Annotated in this window: 16 protein-coding genes and 3 pseudogenes; 18 read left to right on the plus strand and 1 reads right to left on the minus strand. The window is 62.3% G+C overall.

Features of this window, described 5'->3' with window-relative positions:
• The first annotated feature begins 1 nt into the window (after position 1).
• The 14 genes and pseudogenes from ehuD (at position 2) to N0Q91_RS27950 (ending at position 15,849) form a co-directional block, all read left to right on the plus strand.
• Entirely contained in the window at positions 2 to 664 is a 663-nt protein-coding gene (gene ehuD, locus N0Q91_RS27885) for an ectoine/hydroxyectoine ABC transporter permease subunit EhuD (RefSeq protein WP_018098471.1), read from the plus strand.
• Positions 664 to 1,440: pseudogene (gene eutA / locus N0Q91_RS27890) on the plus strand (ectoine utilization protein EutA); the annotation flags it as partial. The gene ehuD and the pseudogene eutA, both read left to right, overlap by 1 nt.
• Entirely contained in the window at positions 1,417 to 2,448 is a 1,032-nt protein-coding gene (gene eutB / locus N0Q91_RS27895) for a hydroxyectoine utilization dehydratase EutB (RefSeq protein ID WP_275599745.1), read from the plus strand. The pseudogene eutA and the gene eutB, both read left to right, overlap by 24 nt.
• Positions 2,445 to 3,434 carry an ectoine utilization protein EutC gene (gene eutC, locus N0Q91_RS27900; RefSeq protein ID WP_275598781.1) on the plus strand — a complete coding sequence of 330 codons (990 nt, stop codon included), beginning with the start codon at positions 2,445 to 2,447 and terminating at the stop codon, positions 3,432 to 3,434. Before eutB ends, eutC begins: the two co-directional genes overlap by 4 nt.
• 46 nt (positions 3,435 to 3,480) lie before the next feature.
• Complete coding sequence (gene doeA / locus N0Q91_RS27905; protein ID WP_275598782.1) at positions 3,481 to 4,662, plus strand: ectoine hydrolase DoeA; 1,182 nt, start codon at positions 3,481 to 3,483, stop codon at positions 4,660 to 4,662.
• A gap of 4 nt (positions 4,663 to 4,666) precedes the next feature.
• Entirely contained in the window at positions 4,667 to 5,671 is a 1,005-nt protein-coding gene (doeB, locus tag N0Q91_RS27910; protein ID WP_275598783.1) for a N(2)-acetyl-L-2,4-diaminobutanoate deacetylase DoeB, read from the plus strand.
• Between the two features lie 406 nt (positions 5,672 to 6,077).
• Positions 6,078 to 7,352: an MFS transporter gene (locus N0Q91_RS27915; RefSeq protein ID WP_275598784.1), complete on the plus strand. Its 1,275-nt coding sequence runs from the start codon at positions 6,078 to 6,080 to the stop codon at positions 7,350 to 7,352.
• Positions 7,353 to 7,599: 247 nt separating this feature from the next.
• Positions 7,600 to 8,340, plus strand: a complete 741-nt coding sequence (locus N0Q91_RS27920; RefSeq protein WP_050563214.1) for a FadR/GntR family transcriptional regulator — start codon at positions 7,600 to 7,602, stop codon at positions 8,338 to 8,340.
• A gap of 36 nt (positions 8,341 to 8,376) precedes the next feature.
• Positions 8,377 to 9,351: a sialic acid TRAP transporter substrate-binding protein SiaP gene (locus N0Q91_RS27925; RefSeq protein WP_100672345.1), complete on the plus strand. Its 975-nt coding sequence runs from the start codon at positions 8,377 to 8,379 to the stop codon at positions 9,349 to 9,351.
• A 67-nt stretch (positions 9,352 to 9,418) separates the two neighbouring features.
• Entirely contained in the window at positions 9,419 to 9,991 is a 573-nt protein-coding gene (locus N0Q91_RS27930; RefSeq protein WP_275598785.1) for a TRAP transporter small permease, read from the plus strand.
• A 5-nt stretch (positions 9,992 to 9,996) separates the two neighbouring features.
• Complete coding sequence (locus N0Q91_RS27935) at positions 9,997 to 11,403, plus strand: TRAP transporter large permease (protein ID WP_275598786.1); 1,407 nt, start codon at positions 9,997 to 9,999, stop codon at positions 11,401 to 11,403.
• Positions 11,403 to 12,460 (plus strand): annotated as a pseudogene (locus tag N0Q91_RS27940) (L-idonate 5-dehydrogenase). Before N0Q91_RS27935 ends, N0Q91_RS27940 begins: the two are co-directional and overlap by 1 nt.
• 9 nt (positions 12,461 to 12,469) lie before the next feature.
• On the plus strand, positions 12,470 to 13,678 hold the full coding sequence (uxuA, locus tag N0Q91_RS27945; RefSeq protein ID WP_275598787.1) for a mannonate dehydratase: 1,209 nt from the start codon (positions 12,470 to 12,472) through the stop codon (positions 13,676 to 13,678).
• 476 nt (positions 13,679 to 14,154) lie between these two features.
• Positions 14,155 to 15,849, plus strand: coding sequence for a putative bifunctional diguanylate cyclase/phosphodiesterase (locus N0Q91_RS27950; RefSeq protein WP_275598788.1), 1,695 nt, complete (start codon positions 14,155 to 14,157; stop codon positions 15,847 to 15,849).
• Positions 15,850 to 15,868: 19 nt separating this feature from the next.
• Here the strand turns inward: N0Q91_RS27950 and N0Q91_RS27955 are convergent, their stop codons facing one another.
• Positions 15,869 to 16,087 (minus strand): hypothetical protein, encoded by a 219-nt coding sequence (locus N0Q91_RS27955; protein ID WP_275599769.1) that lies wholly within the window; start codon positions 16,085 to 16,087, stop codon positions 15,869 to 15,871.
• On the opposite strand from N0Q91_RS27955, the pseudogene N0Q91_RS27960 reads away from it, so the two are divergent.
• The 4 genes and pseudogenes from N0Q91_RS27960 to N0Q91_RS27975 all read left to right on the plus strand — a co-directional run bounded on the left by N0Q91_RS27960 (position 15,986) and on the right by N0Q91_RS27975 (position 20,538).
• A pseudogene (locus N0Q91_RS27960) lies at positions 15,986 to 16,445 on the plus strand (ubiquinone biosynthesis methyltransferase UbiE). The gene N0Q91_RS27955 and the pseudogene N0Q91_RS27960 sit on opposite strands and share 102 nt — an antisense overlap.
• On the plus strand, positions 16,442 to 17,620 hold the full coding sequence (locus N0Q91_RS27965) for a class I SAM-dependent methyltransferase (RefSeq protein WP_275598789.1): 1,179 nt from the start codon (positions 16,442 to 16,444) through the stop codon (positions 17,618 to 17,620). The pseudogene N0Q91_RS27960 and the gene N0Q91_RS27965 overlap by 4 nt, the downstream one beginning before the upstream one ends.
• A complete protein-coding gene (locus tag N0Q91_RS27970; RefSeq protein WP_275599746.1) occupies positions 17,574 to 19,976 on the plus strand; it encodes a SpoIIE family protein phosphatase in 2,403 nt (800 codons plus the stop codon). The genes N0Q91_RS27965 and N0Q91_RS27970 overlap by 47 nt, the downstream gene beginning before the upstream one ends.
• A 4-nt stretch (positions 19,977 to 19,980) precedes the next feature.
• On the plus strand, positions 19,981 to 20,538 hold the full coding sequence (locus tag N0Q91_RS27975; RefSeq protein WP_100672336.1) for a slr1658 superfamily regulator: 558 nt from the start codon (positions 19,981 to 19,983) through the stop codon (positions 20,536 to 20,538).
• Positions 20,539 to 20,543: the final 5 nt, after the last annotated feature.

Genomic DNA, 20,543 nt, shown 5'->3' on the forward strand with positions numbered 1-20,543 from the left:
CATGGAATGGGACTGGGAATTCGTCCGCCAGATCATGCCGACCCTCATCGAGGGGCTGAAGATCACGATCCTCGCGACGGCGCTCGGCTCGGTGGTCGCAGCGGTGATCGGCCTTGTCTTCGCCATCCTGCGGATGACCGCACCGGCTCCGATAGCGCGTGTCACGAGCTTTGCCGTCGAGTTCATCCGCGGAACGCCGCTGCTCGTGCAACTCTACTTCATCTTCTATGTGCTTCCGGACATCGGAATCCGCCTGCCTGCGCTGGTCGCCGGCGTCATCGGTCTCGGCATCCACTACGGCACCTATGCCGCCGAGGTCTATCGTGCCGGCATCGAGAACGTGCCGCGCGGACAATGGGAAGCGGCCAAGGCGGCGAACCTCACGACCCGGCAAACCTGGATACACGTGATCCTGCCGCAGGCGATCCCGCCGATGATACCGGCGCTCGCCAATTACCTGATTGCCATGTTCAAGGAGACACCCCTGCTTTCGGCAATCACGGTGCTCGAACTGATGAACCAGGCAAAGAGCATCGCCAACAGCAATTATCGCTACATCGAGCCGATGACGCTGGTCGGCGTGTTCTTCCTGATCATGAGCCTGATCTCGGTCTTCTTCCTGCGCTGGCTCGAAGAGCGCTATTCCCGGGTGGAGGAGCGCTGATGAGAACCCCTGTCGCCCTCTCGCTTGCGGCGCGCAGGCCGCGTCTCGACGAGCGGCCGCTCGACAAGCGGATCGGCCTCGTCATCCTCGCCACCGACCATACGACGGAAGTCGATTTCCAGCGCATGGTCGCGTCGGACCGGATCGGGGTCTATGTCACCCGTATCCCCTATGCCAATCCGGTGACGCCGGAGAATCTGCGGGCGATGCAGCCGTCGCTCACAGAAGCGGCAGCCTTGATCCTGCCGGACGAGACCCTGGACGTCGTCATGTATTCCTGCACCTCGGCCTCCGTGGTCATCGGCGACAGGGAGGTGGCTGCGGCGATCAAGGCCGCAAAGCCGGAGGCGGCCGTCGTGACGCCGACGGCCGCTTCGGTCCAAGGCTTGCGTGCATTGGGTGCAAACAGGATTTCGGTGCTCACCCCTTACACGATCGAGACCAGCCGGCCCATGGCCGACTATTTCGCCGAGCGCGGCTTCGCAATCGACAGGTTTACCTGCCTGGGTCTCACCGACGACCGTGAGATGGCGCGGATCAGCCCGAAGGAGATCGTGGCCTTCGCAAAGGACGCGGCAGCGCCGGAATCGGATGCGCTCTTCATTTCCTGTACTGCCGTTCGCGCGGCAGGCGTCATCGCCGAAATCGAGCAGGCGATCGGCAAGCCGGTCGTCAGCAGCAATTACGCCACCGCCTGGGCTTGCCTCCGCCTTTGCGGCGATCGGGAAGCACGCCCGCAACTCGGACGGCTGATGGAGCTGCCACTCGAGGGGAAAGGCCGTGAGCGCTTCTCTCCCGTGACGATCGACGACATCGAGGTGGCGGCACGACGCATTTCCGGCCGTGTACTTACGACGCCGCTGGCAATGTCGGGCTCGTTGAGCGAGCTCTGCGGCGTGCCTGTCGGCTTGAAGCTCGAGCACCACCAGACGACCGGAAGCTTCAAGCTGCGCGGCGCGACCAATGCGGTGCTTTCGCTTTCTGCCGGCGACCGAGCGCTCGGCGTGATCGCGGCCTCGACCGGCAATCATGGCCGGGCACTTGCCCATGCGGCAAAGGCGGAAGGCTCGGTCGCCACGATCTGCATGTCGCACCTGGTGCCCGTGAACAAGGTCTCCGAAATCAGACGCCTCGGCGCCAATGTGCGGATTGTCGGCAATTCCCAGGACGAGGCGCAGGAAGAAGTCGAACGGCTCGTTGCGGAAAATGGTCTCGTAATGGTGCCGCCCTTCGACCATCCGGCGATCGTCGCAGGGCAGGGGACGCTCGGACTCGAGGTCGTGGCGCAGATGCCCGACGTTGCCATGGTGCTTGTACCCGTCTCGGGTGGTGGGCTGGCGGCCGGGGTGGCGGCAGCCGTCAAGGCGCGAAGACCGGCGACGCGTGTCGTAGGCCTGACGATGGAGCGCGGCGCGGCGATGAAGGCGAGCTTCGCCGCCGGCACACCCGTGCTCGTCGACGAACAGCCGAGCCTTGCGGATTCGCTCGGCGGCGGCATCGGCCTCGACAATCGCGTCACGTTCCGCATGTGCCGGGACCTCCTCGACGACGTCATCCTTCTGACGGAAGCCGAAATCGCCGCCGGCATGCGCCACGCCTATGCCGAGGAGCGCGAGATCGTCGAAGGGGCGGGCGCCGTCGGCATTGCGGCGCTTCTCGCCGGCAAGATCAAGGACGTCGACGGTCCCATCGCGGTCATTCTCTCGGGGCGCAACGTCGACATGGACCTGCACCTGCGCGTGATGAACGGCGAAACGGATCCATTCCGCGAGGAGACGGCATGACACGGATGAAAATACTGACCGAGGCGGAACTGCGGCGCATCGTGCCGCTCGATCGCGAAGCGGTTGCCTGCGTCGAGGATGCGTTTCGCGCTCTCGCCACCAAGGCGGTGGCGATGCCGCCCATCCTGAGGCTCGATATTCCGGAGCATCGCGGCGAGGTGGACGTCAAGACGGCCTATGTGCCGGGGCTCGACGGTTTTGCGATCAAGATCAGCCCGGGCTTCTTCGACAATCCGAAGATCGGCCTGCCGAGCACCAACGGCCTGATGGTGCTTCTGTCCAGCAAAACCGGGCTGGTGCAGGCACTGCTGCTCGACAACGGCTATCTGACCGACGTGCGTACGGCGGCGGCAGGGGCGGTCGCGGCGAAACATCTGTCGCGGGAAGATTCCTCGGTGGCCGCGGTCTTCGGCGCCGGCATGCAGGCAAGGCTTCAGCTCGAAGCGCTCGCGCTCGTGCGCCCGATCCGGGAAGCACGCATCTGGGCCCGCGATGCGGCCAAGGCTGAAACCGCGGCCGCTGCTTTTGCCGGGAAGTTCGGCTTTCCGATCAAAGCCGAAACCGATCCGAGAGCGGCCATCGCAGGTGCCGACATCATCGTCACCACGACGCCGTCGGAGACGCCGGTCCTCAAGGCCGAATGGCTCGAGCCGGGGCAGCACGTCACGGCCATGGGTTCGGACGCCGAACACAAGAACGAACTGGACCCGCATGCGATCGCCCGCGCGACTTACGTCGCCGACAGCCTCAAACAGACACGCAGGCTCGGCGAGCTGCATCACACGATTGCCGCTCATCTCGTGTCGGCGGAGGCCGAGTTCCCTGAACTCGGCCAGGTGATCGCCGGCCTGAAACCCGGACGCACGCGCGCCGACGAGATCACCATTGCCGATCTGACCGGCACCGGCATCCAGGACACGGCCATCGCCACGCTCGCCTTCGCGCGGGCCAACGCGGCGGACGCAGGTACCACATTGGAAAGTTGAGACCGGCACCCTGCAAGAACGGGGCCGGAAGAACGAGGGAAGAGACATGACCCAACCCAACCTCAAATTCTCCCTTGGAGAATATGAAGCGCGGCTTGCGAAGACCCGAAAGGCGATGGAGGCGAAAGGCGTCGACCTCCTGATCGTGAGCGATCCTTCCAACATGGCCTGGCTCACCGGCTATGACGGCTGGTCCTTCTACGTGCATCAGGCGGTCATCGTGCCGCCTACGGGCGAACCGATCTGGTTCGGCCGCGGCCAGGATGCGAATGGCGCGAAGCTGACTGCCTATCTCGATCACAAGAATATCGTCGGCTATCCCGACCACTACGTGCAGTCGACCGAACGCCACCCGATGGACTATCTCTCGGGCATTCTCGCCGATCGCGGCTTTGGTTCGCTCAGCATCGGCGTCGAAATGGACAACTACTGGTTCTCGGCGGCCGCCTTCGCCTCGCTGCAGAGACACCTGCCCAATGCGCGTTTCAGCGACGCCACGGCGCTGGTGAACTGGCAGCGTGCGGTCAAGAGCGAGACCGAGATCAAATACATGCGCAACGCGGCGCGGATCGTCGAAGCCATGCATCAGCGCATCTTCGACAAGATCGAAGTGGGTATGCGCAAGTGCGACCTGGTGGCGGAAATCTACGATGCGGGTACGCGCGGCGTCGACGGCATCGGCGGCGACTATCCGGCGATCGTGCCGCTTCTTCCTTCCGGCGTCGAGGCATCAGCGCCGCATCTCACCTGGGACGACCGGCCGATGAAGCGGGGCGAGGGCACCTTCTTCGAAATCGCCGGCTGCTACAACCGCTATCATGTGCCGCTGTCGCGCACGGTGTTCCTGGGTAAGCCGACCCAGGCCTTTCTGGACGCCGAGAAGGCGACGATCGAGGGCATGGAGGCAGGGCTCGCCGTCGCCAAGCCGGGCAACACCTGCGAGGACATCGCGAACGCCTTCTTCGCCGTGCTGAAGAAATACGGGATCGTCAAGGACAACCGCACGGGCTACCCGATCGGTCTTTCCTATCCGCCGGATTGGGGCGAGCGCACGATGAGCCTGCGTCCGGGCGACAAGACGGAACTGAAGCCGGGGATGACATTCCACTTCATGACGGGGCTCTGGCTCGAGGATATGGGGTTCGAAACCACCGAGAGCATTCTCATCACCGAGAGCGGTGTCGAGTGCCTCGCCTCCGTGCCGCGCAAGCTGATGGTCAAGGACTGAGAGCATGAGGGAGCACCACTTGCGGCCGTCGCCGATCAGCGCGACGGTCGATTTCGAGGCCGATGGCGTCCAGCACGGCTTCCTGCGCCTTCCCTATAGTCGCGATGATTCCGCGTGGGGTTCGGTGATGATTCCGATTACCGTGGTCAAGAACGGGCAGGGCCCGACTGCCCTACTCACGGGCGGCAATCACGGCGATGAATACGAGGGGCCGATCGCGCTCTTCGATCTCGCCCGCAAGCTGGATGCGGCCGACGTCGAGGGAAGGGTGATCATCGTTCCGGCGATGAATTACCCGGCCTTCCAGGCGCAGACGCGGACGTCGCCGATCGACAAGGGCAACATGAACCGCAGCTTCCCGGGGAGGCCGGATGGAACGGTCACCGAGAAAATCGCGGATTACTTCCAGCGTGTCCTACTGCCGCTCGCCGACATCGTGCTCGATTTCCATTCGGGCGGAAAGACGCTCGACTTCTTGCCCTTCTGCGCGGCGCACATCCTGCCCGACAAGGCCCAGGAAGCGAAAGCTTTCGACTTCGTCCGGGCGTTCGGGGCGCCCTATTCCATGAAGATGCTGGAGATCGACGCGGTCGGAATGTACGACACCGCGGCCGAGGAGATGGGCAAGATCTTCATCACGACGGAGCTCGGCGGTGGCGGTTCGGCGACTGCCAGGACCGCTTCAGTTGCAAAGCGCGGCGTCGCGAACGTGCTGAGGCATGCCGGGATACTCAAGGGCGAGATCGAGGCGGGACCCACCAAATGGCTGGACATGCCCAGCGACGATTGTTTCGCTTTCGCGGAGGATGGCGGTCTCGTCGAGTTCCTCATCGACCTTGGCGAAGCGGTCGACCGCGGCGCAGTGATCGCGTGCATCTATCCGATCGGACGCACCGGTGTCGCACCGATCGAGGTTCGAGCCAAGATGGATGGCGTTCTGGTGGCCCGACATAACCCCGGGCTGATCAAGTCGGGCGACTGCTGCGCAGTCCTGGGTGTCGAGGTATAGATCTAGTCCAGCCCGGAGTCGTAGGACTTCTTGCAAGGGACCCGCCTCCGGACTTGCTCCGGACGGCGGGTCTTTGCCTGTCTGCCAAGCGCAGGTGCGGCCTGCACGATAATTGGGCATGACGTGGCGGGCGGCCCAATATTTGGCCATGCCGGCAAAGTGCATGAAACGCGGGCCGGCTAATCTTTTGAATTCTCTCCCGCCTTCCGCGGATTTCGGTTTGGCACGCTGCTTGCATCCAATGTTTTGAGCCCGAGCAAGCCACCGGTGGCGCCCAATGTCGCGCGCCATGAGCAAGGTTGCCGGAGAGGATCGACGCGCCCCTGTGGGTGAGTGCGATGCCTGTTCGCGGCTATTCCCATGATCAACGACGCGTATCGCGCGAGCTATCGCGCAGGGAGATATCATGTCCGCTCTTCACCAGACGCAGTCGACCTATAAGGGCGCATCAGGACGCGCCTTGTGGGTCTCAACGGGTGCATTTACGGTCTGTTTCGCCATATGGACCATTTTTTCGATCATCGGCGTGCGCATAAAGGATGAACTCGGCCTGAGCGAAGCCGAGTTCGGGCTCCTGATCGGCATGCCGATCCTGACCGGTTCGCTCGTCCGCATCGTGCTGGGCATCTGGACCAGCCGCTATGGCGGCCGCCTCGTCTACACGATCACCATGCTGGCGGCCGCACTCGCCACCTTCCTGCTCGCTCATGCCGCGACCTATCCGCAGATGCTCCTTGCAGGGCTCGGCGTCGGACTGGCGGGAGGCTCCTTCGCCGTTGGGGTCGCCTATGTCTCGCCTTTCTTTCCGCCGGAAAAACAGGGCACGGCTCTCGGGATATTCGGTGCCGGCAACGTCGGAGCCGCTGTCACGAAATTTCTGGCGCCATTCGTTCTCGTCGCCTTCGGCTGGCAGGCGGTCGCGCAGGTCTGGGCGGCCGCGCTTTTCGTCACGGCGGTTGTCTTCTGGCTCTCGACGGAAGACGATCCGCAATTCCGCGCCCGCCGCGATGTTGGTGCGCCCAGGAAGAGCTTCTTTAGCGAATTCGAGCCACTCAAGAACGTTCAGGTCTGGCGCTTCTCGCTCTACTACTTCTTTTCCTTCGGTGGTTTCGTGGCGCTCGCGCTCTGGCTGCCGCGCTATCTCGTCGGCGTCTACGGATTCGACATCGAGACCGCCGGCATGATCGCCGCCGCCTATTCCATTCCCGGCAGCATCTTCCGCGCCTATGGCGGCGCTTTGTCGGACAAGCTCGGGGCCCGCAAGATCATGTATGCGATGTTCGCCGTGTCTGCCGTCGCGACGGCCATTCTGTCGATACCCGCAGGTGGGGCCGGCGGTGCGATGCCGATCCTGGTGACCCCGGTGGTCTTCGTCGTCGTGACCTTCGTGCTCGGCTTCGTCATGAGCCTCGGCAAGGCGGCGGTCTACAAGCACATACCCGTCTATTATCCCTCCCATGTGGGCGCCGTCGGCGGCATCGTCGGTATGATGGGCGGGCTCGGTGGCTTCGTCCTGCCGATCGCCTTCGGCTTCCTTAAGGATGTGACCGGCCTTTGGTCCAGCTGCTTCATGCTGCTCTTCGTCATCGTCGCCGTTTCCATGGTCTGGATGAATGTCTCGATCCGGCAGATCAAGCGCGAGGCCGACCAAGGTGTCCCGGCCGGCGCGCTTGCACAATAGCCCGTTCGGATCGACGCTCCGCCGGGCCGTCGTGGTCCGCGGATCCGTGCGTCGCGAGATCCACTTCCCCTGCAGGGATAGCCAATTCCCTGCCGACTGCCCGGCAATCTGCCGGGCATTTTTGTTGGAGACGGTACTTGTCGGGAGGCGGCGGTCACCGTTGACACGAACGCAAGCACGAGTAATGTGTATCGATTGGTATGACCACTTGGCCACTTGGCCGCAGGTCGCCTCAACGGGGATCATGATGTTCTCTGCCGTGGAATCGCGTCGCCTCTATCGCCAGGTGGCGGATCAGATGCGAGCCCTGATCGAACGGGGCGAACTGGCGCACGGGTCGCGGCTTCCGGCGGAGCGCGAACTGGCGCAGATGTTCGGCGTTTCGCGACCAACCATCCGAGAAGCGCTGATAGTGCTCGAAGTGGAAGGCTTCATCGACATCCGCATGGGTTCGGGCATCTATGTGACGGCGCGTCCGGCGCCGGCGGCCGATGCGCCGCCCGAGGATTTCGAAGGCCCTTTCGAACTGCTGCGGGCCAGGGCCGTGGTCGAATGCGCCATCGCCGAGGAAGCGGCGCGGCTGGCACGCCCGGAGCATATTTCCGTTCTCGACGACAATCTTGCCCGGATGGCCGCCACACTCGAGGATCGCCGCCTCGCGCTTGCGATCGATCGCGAGTTTCACGTCATCGTTTCGAGCATTATCGCGAATGCGACTCTGAACCGCTTCGTCGGCAGCATCCACGACATGCGCATGACGCCCTATTTCGAAAAGCTGGCGAGCTATTTCGAAAACACCGAGACCTGGCGGGCTGCGATGGAGGAGCATCGCGTCATCCGCGACGCGATCGCGCTCGGGGATCCCGCCGCCGCGCGCGCAGCCATGCGGGCGCATCTCGACCAGTCTCAGCTTCGCCTGTCCGCGAGCTTCGATGAGGAGCCGTCAGACAGCACGATACCCGCCGCGTGGAGGCGCGTCGGGCGGTAATCCACACAGCGACGATTTCACCTTGGGAGGAAAAAGATGACGATCAGACTGTTGACGCTACTCGGTGCCACCGCGACCATCCTGGCATCGGCCCTATCGGCTCATGCCCAAACGGCGCTCAAATGGGCCCATGTCTACGAAACGTCGGAGCCGTTCCATACCGAGTCCGTCTGGGCGGCGGAAGAGATCGCCAAACGCACCGAGGGGCGTTACAAGATCGACGTGTTCCCGGCGTCGCAGCTCGGCAAGGAAGCGGATATCAATCAGGGCCTGAAGCTCGGCACGGTCGATATCATCATTTCAGGCTCGAGCTTCGCCGCGCGCGATTATGCGCCGATCGGCGTCACCTATTTTCCCTATATCTTCCGCGACCCCGCCCATATGATCGCCTATACCAAGAGCGACGTATTCAAGCGTCTGGCCGCGGGATATGAAGAGGCCTCGGGCAACCACATCACCGCCGTCACCTATTACGGTACGCGCCACACCACATCGAACAGGCCGATTGCCAAATGCGCCGACATGCAGGGCCTGAAGATGCGTGTGCCGGACGTTCCGGCCTATCTCGCCATGCCGCGCGCCTGCGGTGCCAACACCACCCCGATCGCCTTTGCCGAGGTCTATCTCGCGCTCCAGAACGGCACCGTCGAGGCTCAGGAAAATCCGCTGACGACGATCGAGGCGAAGAAGTTCTTCGAAGTGCAGAAACATATCGTTCTGACGGGCCACATCGTCGATCATCTGAACACGGTCGTTTCGAAGAACCTCTGGTCGCAGCTCTCCGATGCCGACAAGCAGATCTTCACCGAGGTGATGCAGGAGGCGGCCGTGCGTGCCACCAAGATCATCGAAGAGCGCGAGAAGGAGCTCGTGGCCACCTTCAAGGAGCGTGGCATCGAAGTGACCGAGGTCGACAGGGCCGACTTCGAGAAGACCGTCAATGAAAAGGTGAAGCTCGAAGACTTCGGCTACAACAAGGAAGACTGGGAGGCCATCCGCGCCATCAAGTGAACCACTCTCGCCGGCTCGCCCTCAATGGCGGGCCGGCGTTTCGTTTTTCCAGACGCCGGATGATGCCATGTCCCAGGAAGTCCATTTGCAAACGACGCCCGAAGAAATCGCCCATGCCTTCGACGAGGCTCCGCCAGCCGCGGATCTCTCCAACTATGCCTTCGAGGATTGGGTGACGCTCGCCGTCTTCTGGCTGATGGCCGGATGCGTGTTCCTGCAGTTCTTCACGCGTTACGTGCTCAACGACTCCTATGCCTGGACGGAGGAGATCGCCACGAACTGCCTGATCGGCGTCGTGTTTCTGGGCTCCGTCATGTGCGTGCGGCTGTCACGCCACATCCAGGTCGACGTGCTCTACCATTATCTGCCGCCGACCGTCGCCCGTACCCTGGCGATCTTCGTAGATCTGGTGCGTATCGTCTTCTTCGCCTATGCCTGCTGGCTGATGTGGCGCTACGTGGCGATCGTCGCCCACGAACGCATGGTCACCGTCGACCTGCCGCGCAACATCGTCTTCTATAGCGTGATGGCCGGTTTCGTGCTGATGCTGATCCGCTCCATCCAGGTCTTCGTGGCCAATCAGCGCCGCGGCTATTCGGTTCTCGAAAAGCCCGAAGAATTCCACAAGGTCGAGGACTGATCCCCATGCTCCTGCTCGTCGGTTCCTTTCTCGTCCTCATGCTGGTCGGCGTTCCCGTCGCCATTTCCATGGCTGCGGCGTCGGTTCTCTATCTGGTTTCCTACAATGTCGCGCCCGACATCATCGCGGCGCAGCGGATGATTGCGGGCGTCGAAAGCTTTCCGCTGCTTGCGGTGCCCTTTTTCATCCTGGCCGGCAACCTCATGAACTCCGCCGGCGTCACCGGCCGCATCTATTCCTTCGCGGTCGCCCTCGTCGGCTGGATGAAGGGCGGGCTGGCACAGGTCAACATCGTCGGCTCGGTGATTTTCTCGGGCATGTCGGGCACCGCGCTTGCGGACGCCGCCGGCATCGGGACGATCGAGATCAAGGCGATGAAGGATCACGGCTATCCGGTCGATGCGGCGGTCGGCGTTACCGCCGCTTCGGCGACGCTTGGCCCGATCTTCCCGCCGTCGCTGCCCTTCGTCATCTACGGCATGATGGCGAACGTCTCCATCGGGGCGCTGTTCATGGCCGGTGTCGTGCCGGGCGTGGTGATGACGGTGCTGATGATGCTGACGGTGGCGATCTTCGCCTATAAACGCGGCTGGGGCTCAGATACGCCTTTCGAAATGAAGCGGCTGCTTGCGGCTTCGCTCGAGGTCGTGGTCGTGCTTGCCGTTCCGCTTCTCATCTATGTTCTGATGGCGGCCGGACTGTCGATGAACCTTGCGGTCGGCATCGCACTCGTGGTGCTGCTGGCCCTCGACTGGTATTTCGACTTTTCCGCCGTCATGGCGCTGATGACGCCCATCATTCTGATCGGCGGCATGACCATGGGGTGGTTCACGCCGACGGAAGCGGCCGTCGCCGCCGTGATCTGGTCGCTGTTCCTGGGTCTGGTACGCTATCGCACGATGACGATGTCGACGCTCGCCCGTGCGACCTTCGACACGATCGAGACGACGGCATCGGTGCTCTTCATCGTCACGGCGGCGTCGATCTTCGCATGGCTCCTGACGGTCAGTCAGGCCGCGCAGATGCTCTCCGGCGCGATCCTGACGATCACCGACAACAAATGGGTTTTCCTCATCCTGGTGAACCTTCTGATGCTCTTCGTCGGCTGTTTTCTCGATACGATCGCGGCAATCACCATATTGGTGCCCATCCTTCTGCCATTGACCGCCCAGTTCGGAATCGATCCCGTGCATTTCGGCCTGATCATGACGCTCAACCTGATGATCGGCCTGCTTCACCCGCCGCTCGGCATGGTGCTTTTCGTACTGTCGCGGGTGGCGAAGCTCTCGGTCGAGCGGACGACGATGGCGATCCTGCCATGGCTTGTGCCGCTGTTCATCGCTCTCATTCTGATCACCTTCGTTCCGGCTGTGGTATTGTGGCTGCCGCAGTCCGTGGGACTGATCCGCTGATGTCGGGAGCACCCATGCACACACGCCTTGCCCGGCTTTACGGCCCACGCGATCTTCGGCTGGAAGTCGCCGACGTTCCTGCGCCGGGAGATGGCGAGGTGCTGTTGAAGATGGCTGCAGGCGGCATTTGCGGCTCGGATCTTCACTATTACCAGGACGGGGATTCGGGCCCGTCCGGGTTCGTGAGCCGATCATACCCGGCCACGAGGCCTCGGGCCGCGTCGCGGCGCTCGGGGCCGGCGTCTCCGGCCTTGCTATCGGTGATCTGGTGGCGGTAAATCCGAGTCAGCCTTGCGGGACCTGCCGCTTTTGCGGCGAAGGCCTCCCGGTCCACTGCCTCGATATGCGCTTCCTGGGCAGTGCAATGCGTCTCCCCCACACGCAGGGCATGTTCCGCGACTGGCTGGTGGTTCCGGCCGTCCAATGTCATCCCGCGGGCTCGCTGGTCAGCCCCGGCGAGGCAGCCTGCGCCGAGCCGCTGGCGGTCTGTCTTCACGCGGTCGCCCAGGCCGGCGAAATCAGGGGAAAGAAGGTACTCGTCACCGGAGCGGGGCCGATCGGCGCGCTCGTGGTGGCGGCGGCGCGCCATGCGGGAGCCGATGAGATCGTCGTGACGGATCTGGCCGAAGCGGCACTCGACAGGGCGAAGGCCATGGGCGCGACCCGCACCGTCAATGTCCGTCGCGATCCGGCTGGGCTTGCCGCCTACGAGGCCGACAAGGGCCAGTTCCACCTGGCCTTCGAGTGCTCGGCCGCCGAACCGGCACTGCGCAGCGCGGTCGCGGCAGTTCGGCCGCGCGGCACGATCGTGCAGGTCGGCGTGACGGGCGAAATCAATCTGCCGCTCCATTCGCTTGTCGGCAAGGAGTTGCGGCTCGTCGGATCGCAGCGGTTCGACCGAGAATTCGCCATTGCCATCGCGCTCATCTCTAATCGCCGGATCGACGTGCGGCCGATCATTTCCCATGCGTTTCCGGTCGACGAGGCGGTTCGGGCCTTCGAGCAGGCCGGCGATCGATCCGCTGCCTGCAAGGTGCAGCTGACATTTCTTTCCTGAGGAGTTCACATGCGACATACATGGCGTTGGTTCGGGCCGGTGGACCGGGTAAGCGTTCAAGATGCAGCGCAAGCCGGTGCGCACGGGATCGTCAGCGCGCTGCACCATATTCCCACCGGCGACGTCTGGCCCGTTGAAGAGATCGGCAAGCGGCAGGAGGAGGTGCGCGCAGGCGGGTTGGAGTGGGAGGTTGTGGAAAGCGTGCCCGTTTCCGAGTCCATCAAGACTCAGACCGGTCCCTGGCGCGAGCACATCGCCAATTGGCAGGAAACGCTGCGCCGTCTTTCATCCGCCGGCATCCACACGGTTTGCTACAATTTCATGCCGGTCCTCGACTGGACCCGCACCGATCTGCGCTGGACCGCGCGCCACGGCGCCAAGGCGATGCGCTTCGACCGCATCGACTTTGCGGCCTTCGACCTCCATCTCCTTGAGCGGCCGGGCGCTTACGAGGACTATGACGCGCCGACGGTGGAGGCGGCCGAGCGGCGGTTTCGTGAAATGACCGAGGAGCGGCGGCTCGCCCTCTCCCGCAATATCGGCGCGGGGCTTCCCGGCTCCGCCGACGGTTACAGTCTGCCGCAGCTTCGAGAGCACCTGCGCACCTATGACGGCGTCAGTCGCGAAAAACTGCAGCGTCACCTGGTAGAGTTCCTCGCGGAAGTGACGCCGGTGGCGGAACGGGCGGGCATCAACATCTGTGCCCATCCCGACGATCCGCCCTGGGCGCTGCTCGGCCTGCCGCGCATTCTCTCGAACGCCGAAGATTACGCCTTCATGCTGCGGGAGGTCGACAGCCCGGCCAATGGCGTCACCCTCTGCACGGGTTCTCTCGGCGCCCTTGCCGCCAACGATCTGCCGGCCATGGCCCGCCAGTTCGCGTCCCGAATTCATTTCGTCCACCTGCGCAACGTCCATCGCGAGGAGGAACGGACACCCTGTTCCTTCTACGAGGACGAGCATCTGGAGGGCGACACGGACATGGTGGCCGTCATTGGCGAACTGCTCAAGGAAGAGCAGCGGCGACGCGCCGCCGGACGGTCGGACCACCAGATTCCGATGCGGCCGGATCACGGGCAGGAGATTCTCGACGACCTCTCCCGTGGGGCGCAACCCGGCTATCCGGCGATCGGCCGATTGAAAGGGCTCGCAGAATTGCGCGGCATAGAGCGGGCTCTCTCGCACGCGACCTATGGTCTGCCTGCCGCGATAAGTTGATCCTCGTCCCGTTCTAAGGCCTGTCGAGATGCGGGCACCCGCCGCCACTTGTTTGATTTCCTCATTCCTGTGCTAGTCACGGGAATCCAGCCAGACCAAGTCCTTGGGCTGAAAGAACGTTTCCCGCGCCGCAGACGCGGCGCTGCTGGATCTCTGAGACAAGCACAGAGAGAGATGAGGATGAGGAGATTGCAGTCCTCCGCTGTAGCCCTTTGAGCGACTGCGTGTTTTTGTCCTTTGATCGGCTACGATCAAAGGCCATCATAAACTCAAAATGAATCTCAACAAGCCTTAGCCATCCATTCGCCGGAATCACGCAAATTAACTCTCTGCAGTCGTGCGCCATTGACCGCGACACGTTCCGCGATAATTTTTCTGACAATGGGGTTGGGAACGGCAATTGGCATGCATCGAAGATAGCGAACTGTAGCCTCAGGGGCTTGCTCGGGCGACACGGAACGGAAGGAAAGGCGAGGATGCCGGACGGCGACACGACACTGCCTGCTTCATCTTCCGTCGAGTCCGACTTTTTCGCCGGTTCCGACGAACTTGTCTCGCTTTACGACGCGAGTTTTCAGCTCGTCGAATGCACGCCGCGGCACAGACAAACCTATGCCGTCGATTCTCTCGTCGAGGCGTCCCTTTGGCACATCTATCCGGAACTGCTGGCGCCCGGACCGAAGTCCGCCGTGGAATTCGTCGTCGCAAGCGGATTGCCGCGAACCGTCGAGATCGCCCATGCATCGACCGGGAGCCGACGCACGCTCGTCATTTTCCGCAGTGCGCGCGGCATCGGGGTGGTCGAAGCTGAAAGCAGTTCCACCTACCGCGAAGCGTTCAGCCAGGGCGAGAGCGATCGTGCTCTTCTCCTGCATCAGGCGACCCACGACGTTCTCACCGGGTTGCCCAACCGGCGGCAGTTCAGCGATCAGCTGCGGGGCGCGTTGCCTGTGCCCAACGGCGTCCGATTGGCGCTCATGCAGATCGACCTCGACGATTTCAAGCCGATCAACGACACATTGGGACACGGGGCAGGCGACGCCGTTCTCAAGATGGCGGCGGACCGGATCAGGAGCGTCCTGAGGGATCGGGAATTCGCCTACCGTCTGGCCGGGGACGAGTTCGCGGTCATTCAGTGGAGGGCCGATCAGCCGAGCGAGGCAGAACGCCTGGCAGACGCACTGATCAACGCCTTCAAGGAACCGTTCACGGTCGAGGGCATCAACGTCTTCGTCGGAGCAAGCGTCGGAATTGCCGTCGCGCCGGCGGACGGCAACGAGGTCGAGCAGCTGATGAAAGCTGCCGATATCGCGCTTTATGCTGCGAAGAAAGACGGTCGGGGCCGGTCAAGTACGTTCAGCCGCTCGATGCTCGTCGTGCTGGAACAAAGGGAAATGTTGCGCCGAAGCCTGCGCACCGCCCTTCAGGAGGGGCAGTTCTTCCTTGAATATCAGCCCTTGGTGAAGCCCTCCTCGGCGGTCGTCGGCTTCGAAGCCCTTTTGCGCTGGCGTCACCCGCTGGTCGGCATCATCCCTCCGAGTGTCTTCATTCCGATGGCGGAAGCCGACGGTCTGATGAGCGACATCGGGCGATGGCTGCTGGAGCGGGCGTGCCGGGCTGCCATGGACTGGCCGTCCCACTTCACGATCGCTGTCAATCTCTCTCCCGCCGAATTCCTTCACGAGGGGCTTACGGACCGCGTGGCCCAGACGCTCGACCTGGTCGGCATGCGCGCAGACCGCCTCGAGCTTGAAATCACCGAGTCGGTGCTTCTGGAGCGCACGATCAACAACCTCGATACGCTCAATACCTTGAATGTGTTGGGTGTGCAGATTTCGCTCGATGATTTCGGTACCTTCTATTCGTCGCTGAGCTACCTGAAGAATTTCCCGTTCGACACGATCAAGATCGACCAATATTTCATCAGGGACCTGGAAAGGGACGAGAAGAGCCAGACGATCGTGCGCTCCATCATCGCACTCGCCCACGGTCTCGGCATGGATGTTACCGCCGAAGGAGTGGAGACCGCGGAGCAGGCAGCCTGGCTCAGGAATGAAGGTTGCGATCGCCTGCAGGGATATTTTCTGGGCATGCCGATGCGCGCGGAAGCGATAGCCGACTTTATCCGCAAAACCCCGGCCATCCCTGCGGCAGGTTTTCAACGAAGATGAGGGGGGTCAATGCCGGGAATTATTTCGGGCAGCCATTGAATTTCGCGTCGCTTTTTTGCGTAACGGAGGAAGCCGCATGCACGGAGCCGAGAACCAGCCAAGGGAAGCCGCTTTCGAGCCCTTGCTCCAGTTCGAGATGGAGATGGGCGCCTTTCTTTCCGATTGGAACCATTGCGATCAGCTGTCGACCTTCATGGCGCGAATGATAAGTCACAATCGCACTGATCCCGTTCGCCACTCGAATTTCTTCTCCTCCGCCTTGAACGAACTCCTCGAGGTCTCGTTTCGCAGCGGCTCCCCCGACGGCCGGATCGGGTGTGCGGTTTATCGATGGGGGCCGACGGAGCGGGTGGAGCTTACGTTCCCGTGCCCGCCCGGTCAGAGGCAGTTTTATCGCGAGGCGGTGTCGAAGACCCGCGACGGCGACGCCTATGCGCGCTACCTTGATTCCATCTCCACCGATCTCGCACCGAGTTCGCGAGGCCGTTCTTCTGGACTTGTCGATCAATTTCGATGCCGACGTCCGGCTCGACGAAAGCGATCCGCCATCGATCACGCTTGTCGTGGATCTACCTCTTGAAGGAGTGGTGAGGTGAGTACGACAGCGTTTGCAGTTCCCTTCAAGGTGGAATTCGACCCGAACAGCCAGGAATTCGCTCTTTCCGGGGTGATGCGACCGCGCTCGGCCGACGAGATTGCCGCAAGCATATCGATGCTCAGAGGCGCAATCGAAGAGGTGCGGGGCGTTCTCTACATCAACGTCAAGCGCCTGGTACAGATGAACAACACGGCCTATCACGCCTTCGCGCGCGTCCTTCTCGATGCCTGTCGCACGCGGTCGGACATTCGCTTCGTCGTCGTGACCTCGAGCGTCGTGGGCTGGACCGAGCGCATGTTCGCCCATTTGAACAAGATCGAGCCGCAAGTGACCGTCGAGGTCTACGACTCGAAGTTCTATCCCGGGCAGAGCTTCGTGGAAAATACGAGCTTCATCCCGATCCTGCGCACACAGACGAAAATGACCTGGCGCCACGAGCGTACGATCCTCCCGCGTCACGGCCTGCGCCCGGGTATGACGATGGCGGACATATGTTGCGGCATCGGCGACTTCGCCATGCTGGCCCGAAAGGAGTTCCAGCCGGCACGCATCGTCGCGCTCGACCATTCGAAGGCGAGCCTCGCCTATGCGCGCGACGTGGCGTCCGGTTTCGGCGTCACGGATATCGAATATACCTATGGCGATGCCTCCGAGATGCTGCTGGAGGATAACCAGTTCGATTTCGTCACTTGCCGCCATTCGCTGCAGATATTCAACCAGCCGGACGTGCTCCTGAAGGAACTCTTCCGCATCTGCAAGCCGGGCGGGCGCGTCTATATAACCAACGAAAAAAATTCGCACTGTCTCGGCGAGCCGCGCGCACAGAGCATTCAGTGGACCTACAACGAGGTCGCGAGGTTGTTCAGCCATTTCGAGATGGATGTGGAGCTCGGACCGAAGAGCAAGCGCTATCTTGTCGATGCCGGCTTTGACGATATCATCGTCGAATCGTTCATGGTCACCAATCTCGACGGAGACCCTCAAGACTTCGCCGATATCATCGCCGCCTGGGAGAACGTCTATGCCGGTGAAATGGCCGTAAAGCGCGGCGACCCGCCCGAGTTCATCGAACGTTTCCGGCAGGGTTTCCGGGACCATATTTTTGCGGCTCTCCATCCCAAGGGTTATGCCGGCTGGCCGATCTGGGCGGCCTCGGGGCGCAAGCCGCTATGAGTCTGCCCGGGAAAACACCTCCCGTTTGGGCCTCCGCTCCTTCCGCGCCAAGTTCGTGCTGGTCGTCGGAAGCGCGGTGCTCTTCGATCTGCTCGTCACCGGCGGTCTTGCGCTCTGGAACGTGCAGAGACTTTCCCGCGACGCGGCGGCGGAAGTCGGCCGCGGCCTGGAGGAGGCCAACCAGGACTATATCCGCTCCTATGCGGCAACCACGGCTGCCCGGGTCAACCTGCTGCTCAACCAGGTCCACTCCGATGTGGGCACATTGGCGGGCGTTCTCCAGGAGCAGATCGATCGGCCGGTGAGAAAATCGGAAATCGGGGAGGCGATGGCGCGCGGTGCGCCGGGAACCGTGACGGTCGCCTACGATCAGAAAGGGGGATGGGCTCAGAACCTGCCGGGCCCTCCCTCGGTCGTCAGCGTCTGGGGCTATCTCCTCGACCAGAACCATGTTCCGCTTCCCGACGTGCAGACGGACATCGAGAACAGCGCGGTTCTGGACCTTGTCGCGCCGAGCCTGCTCGCAAACGGTCAGTCGAAGCTGCAGATGTACTATATCGGCCCGAAAGAGCGACCGATATTCAGGACGGCGCCCTACACTGACCAGGCCCAGACCTTCGATAAGCTCTACCCGGGGCACAATTCGGCGGAGTTCTGGTCTTTCTTCTTTCCCGGGCTCTACGAATCCTGGGAACAATGGGCGCATGATCCGAAGTCACGTCCGGTGAATGGCGACGTCACTCAGACGGCGCCCTATACCGACGCGATAACCGGTAAGCTCATCGTGAGTTTCTTCCAGCCGCTGTGGTCGCGCGACCGCAGCCGTGTGCTGGGCGCTGCCGGCACGGATATCACGCTCGACCAGCTGGCCGAGATCGTCGAGAACGTTAAGGTTGCCGAGACCGGTTTCGGCTTTCTGACGATGTCCGACGGCAACGTCGTTGCCATCAATCCGGTTGGAGAAAAGATCATTGGCCTTCGGGCGTCGAACGCGGCCGCCAGCGGAGGTGTGACGGGTCTCGATCGCTCTCTCCGTCGCAGCGCCCAGCCGGAAATTGCACAATTGCCTTTGGGCGAGGATGGCCTGCTCAAGCATATTTTCCTTGAGGAGAACGGCGAGAGGGTACCCTATCTGGTCGTCCTGAAACAGTTGCAGCCGACCAACCTTTGGGCATCCGGCCCGGTCCGCCGTGAAGCGATGCTGCTCGGCATCGCCGTGCCCGAGCGGGAAATCTACGCTTCGCTGTTTGCCGCCCAGGCCGGGATCTCGGAGGCGACCAACAGGATCTTGATTTATCAGGTCCTGGCGCTCCTCGTATCCCTGCTTTTCGTCATTGCCGCCGTATTTGCCATATCCAAGCGGATCACCGGCGGCATAAGCGCGCTCGCCAATGCCGCCAAGCGCATCGAGGCCAAGGACTATTCGGTGCGGGTCGACATTCCGACGCGTGACGAGGTCGGCGACGCCGGCGCCGCCTTCAATCGTATGGCGGAAGAGATCAGCTTCCACACCGAGAACCTCGAACAGCTGGTCGAGGATCGGACGAAAGAGATCGAGGAGGCGAACCTCCAGATATCAGCGCTGAACCAGCAGTTGCGCAGCGAGAACCTGCGTCTCGGCGCTGAACTCGCCGTTGCCCGCCATATCCAGATGATGGTCCTGCCGAAGGCCGGCGAGCTCGAGGAAATCGCCGAACTGGAGATCGCCGCCTATATGCGGCCCGCCGACGAGGTCGGCGGCGACTATTACGACGTTCTGAAGGACGGAAAGCGGCTGAAGATCGGCATCGGCGACGTGACGGGGCATGGTCTCGAGAGCGGCGTGCTGATGCTGATGGTCCAATCCGTAGCCCGCGCCTTGCAGGAAATGGGCGAGATGGAGCCGGCGCAATTCCTCAATCGCGTGAACCGGGCGATCTACAAGAATCTCGTCAGGACCAGGACCAACAAGCATCTCTCCCTGGCATTTCTCGACTATGACGGCGCAAGGCTGACGCTCTCCGGGCAGCACGAGGAGCTGATCGTCATCAGAGATCTGGAAAGGGTGGAGCGGATCGACACTCTGGATCTCGGTCTGCCCATCGGTTTGGAGCCGGATATTTCCGCCTTTGTCGCAACGCGCGAAATCTCCTTCGGTCGCGGCGACATGATCATCCTCCATACCGATGGCGTGACGGAGGCGGAGAGCGGAACCGGCGAACTCTTCGGCATCGAAAGGCTCTGCGAAAGCGCGCGATGCCGCTATGGCAGCAGCGCCGAGGACGTCAAGGCCGGTATCATCGAGGATTTGATGGCACATATCGGCACCCAGAAAATTCATGACGATATCACTCTGGTGGTGATGAGGCACAGGTGAGCGGATGACGAGCTTATATGGACTGGAGGACCTTGCCGTCGGCACGGGCGAGAATTCGACGAAACTACGTCTCTTCGACGGCCCGCTCGATCTCGGCTGGAAGCATTGCGCGATGACGTCCGACTTCGTCGCCGAGTTCGCGGCTCTGCGCTACAAGACGTCCCGCGGCCTCTACAAGGAAGTCCGGCACAATGTCGGCTATCTGACCAATGAGCTGATAGAGAACGCCGTGAAATTCCGTGCAGGCGGCGAGATCGTCGTGGAGGCGGCGATCGCCTCCAACACGTTCCGAACCAAGATTTCCAATCTTGTCGACGAGGGCACGGCCGACAAGTTCCGCCATCTGCTTTCTGAAATAACGATAGGAGATCCGTCCGACCTTCTGATTGAGCGGATAGAGGCGAACGCAACAGGATCCGGCTCCGGTTCCGGCCTTGGACTTTTGACGCTCATGAGCGATTATGGTGCACACTTCGCCTGGATATTCGGATCCGGCGAAGCGGATGGCAAGATCCCGCTGGAAACCTATGCTTCTATCGCCATCCCCGACCTCTCGAATTGACGGAC

It is taken from the genome of Sinorhizobium prairiense, from assembly GCF_029201645.2.
Taxonomy (GTDB): Bacteria; Pseudomonadota; Alphaproteobacteria; order Rhizobiales; family Rhizobiaceae; genus Sinorhizobium; species Sinorhizobium meliloti_A.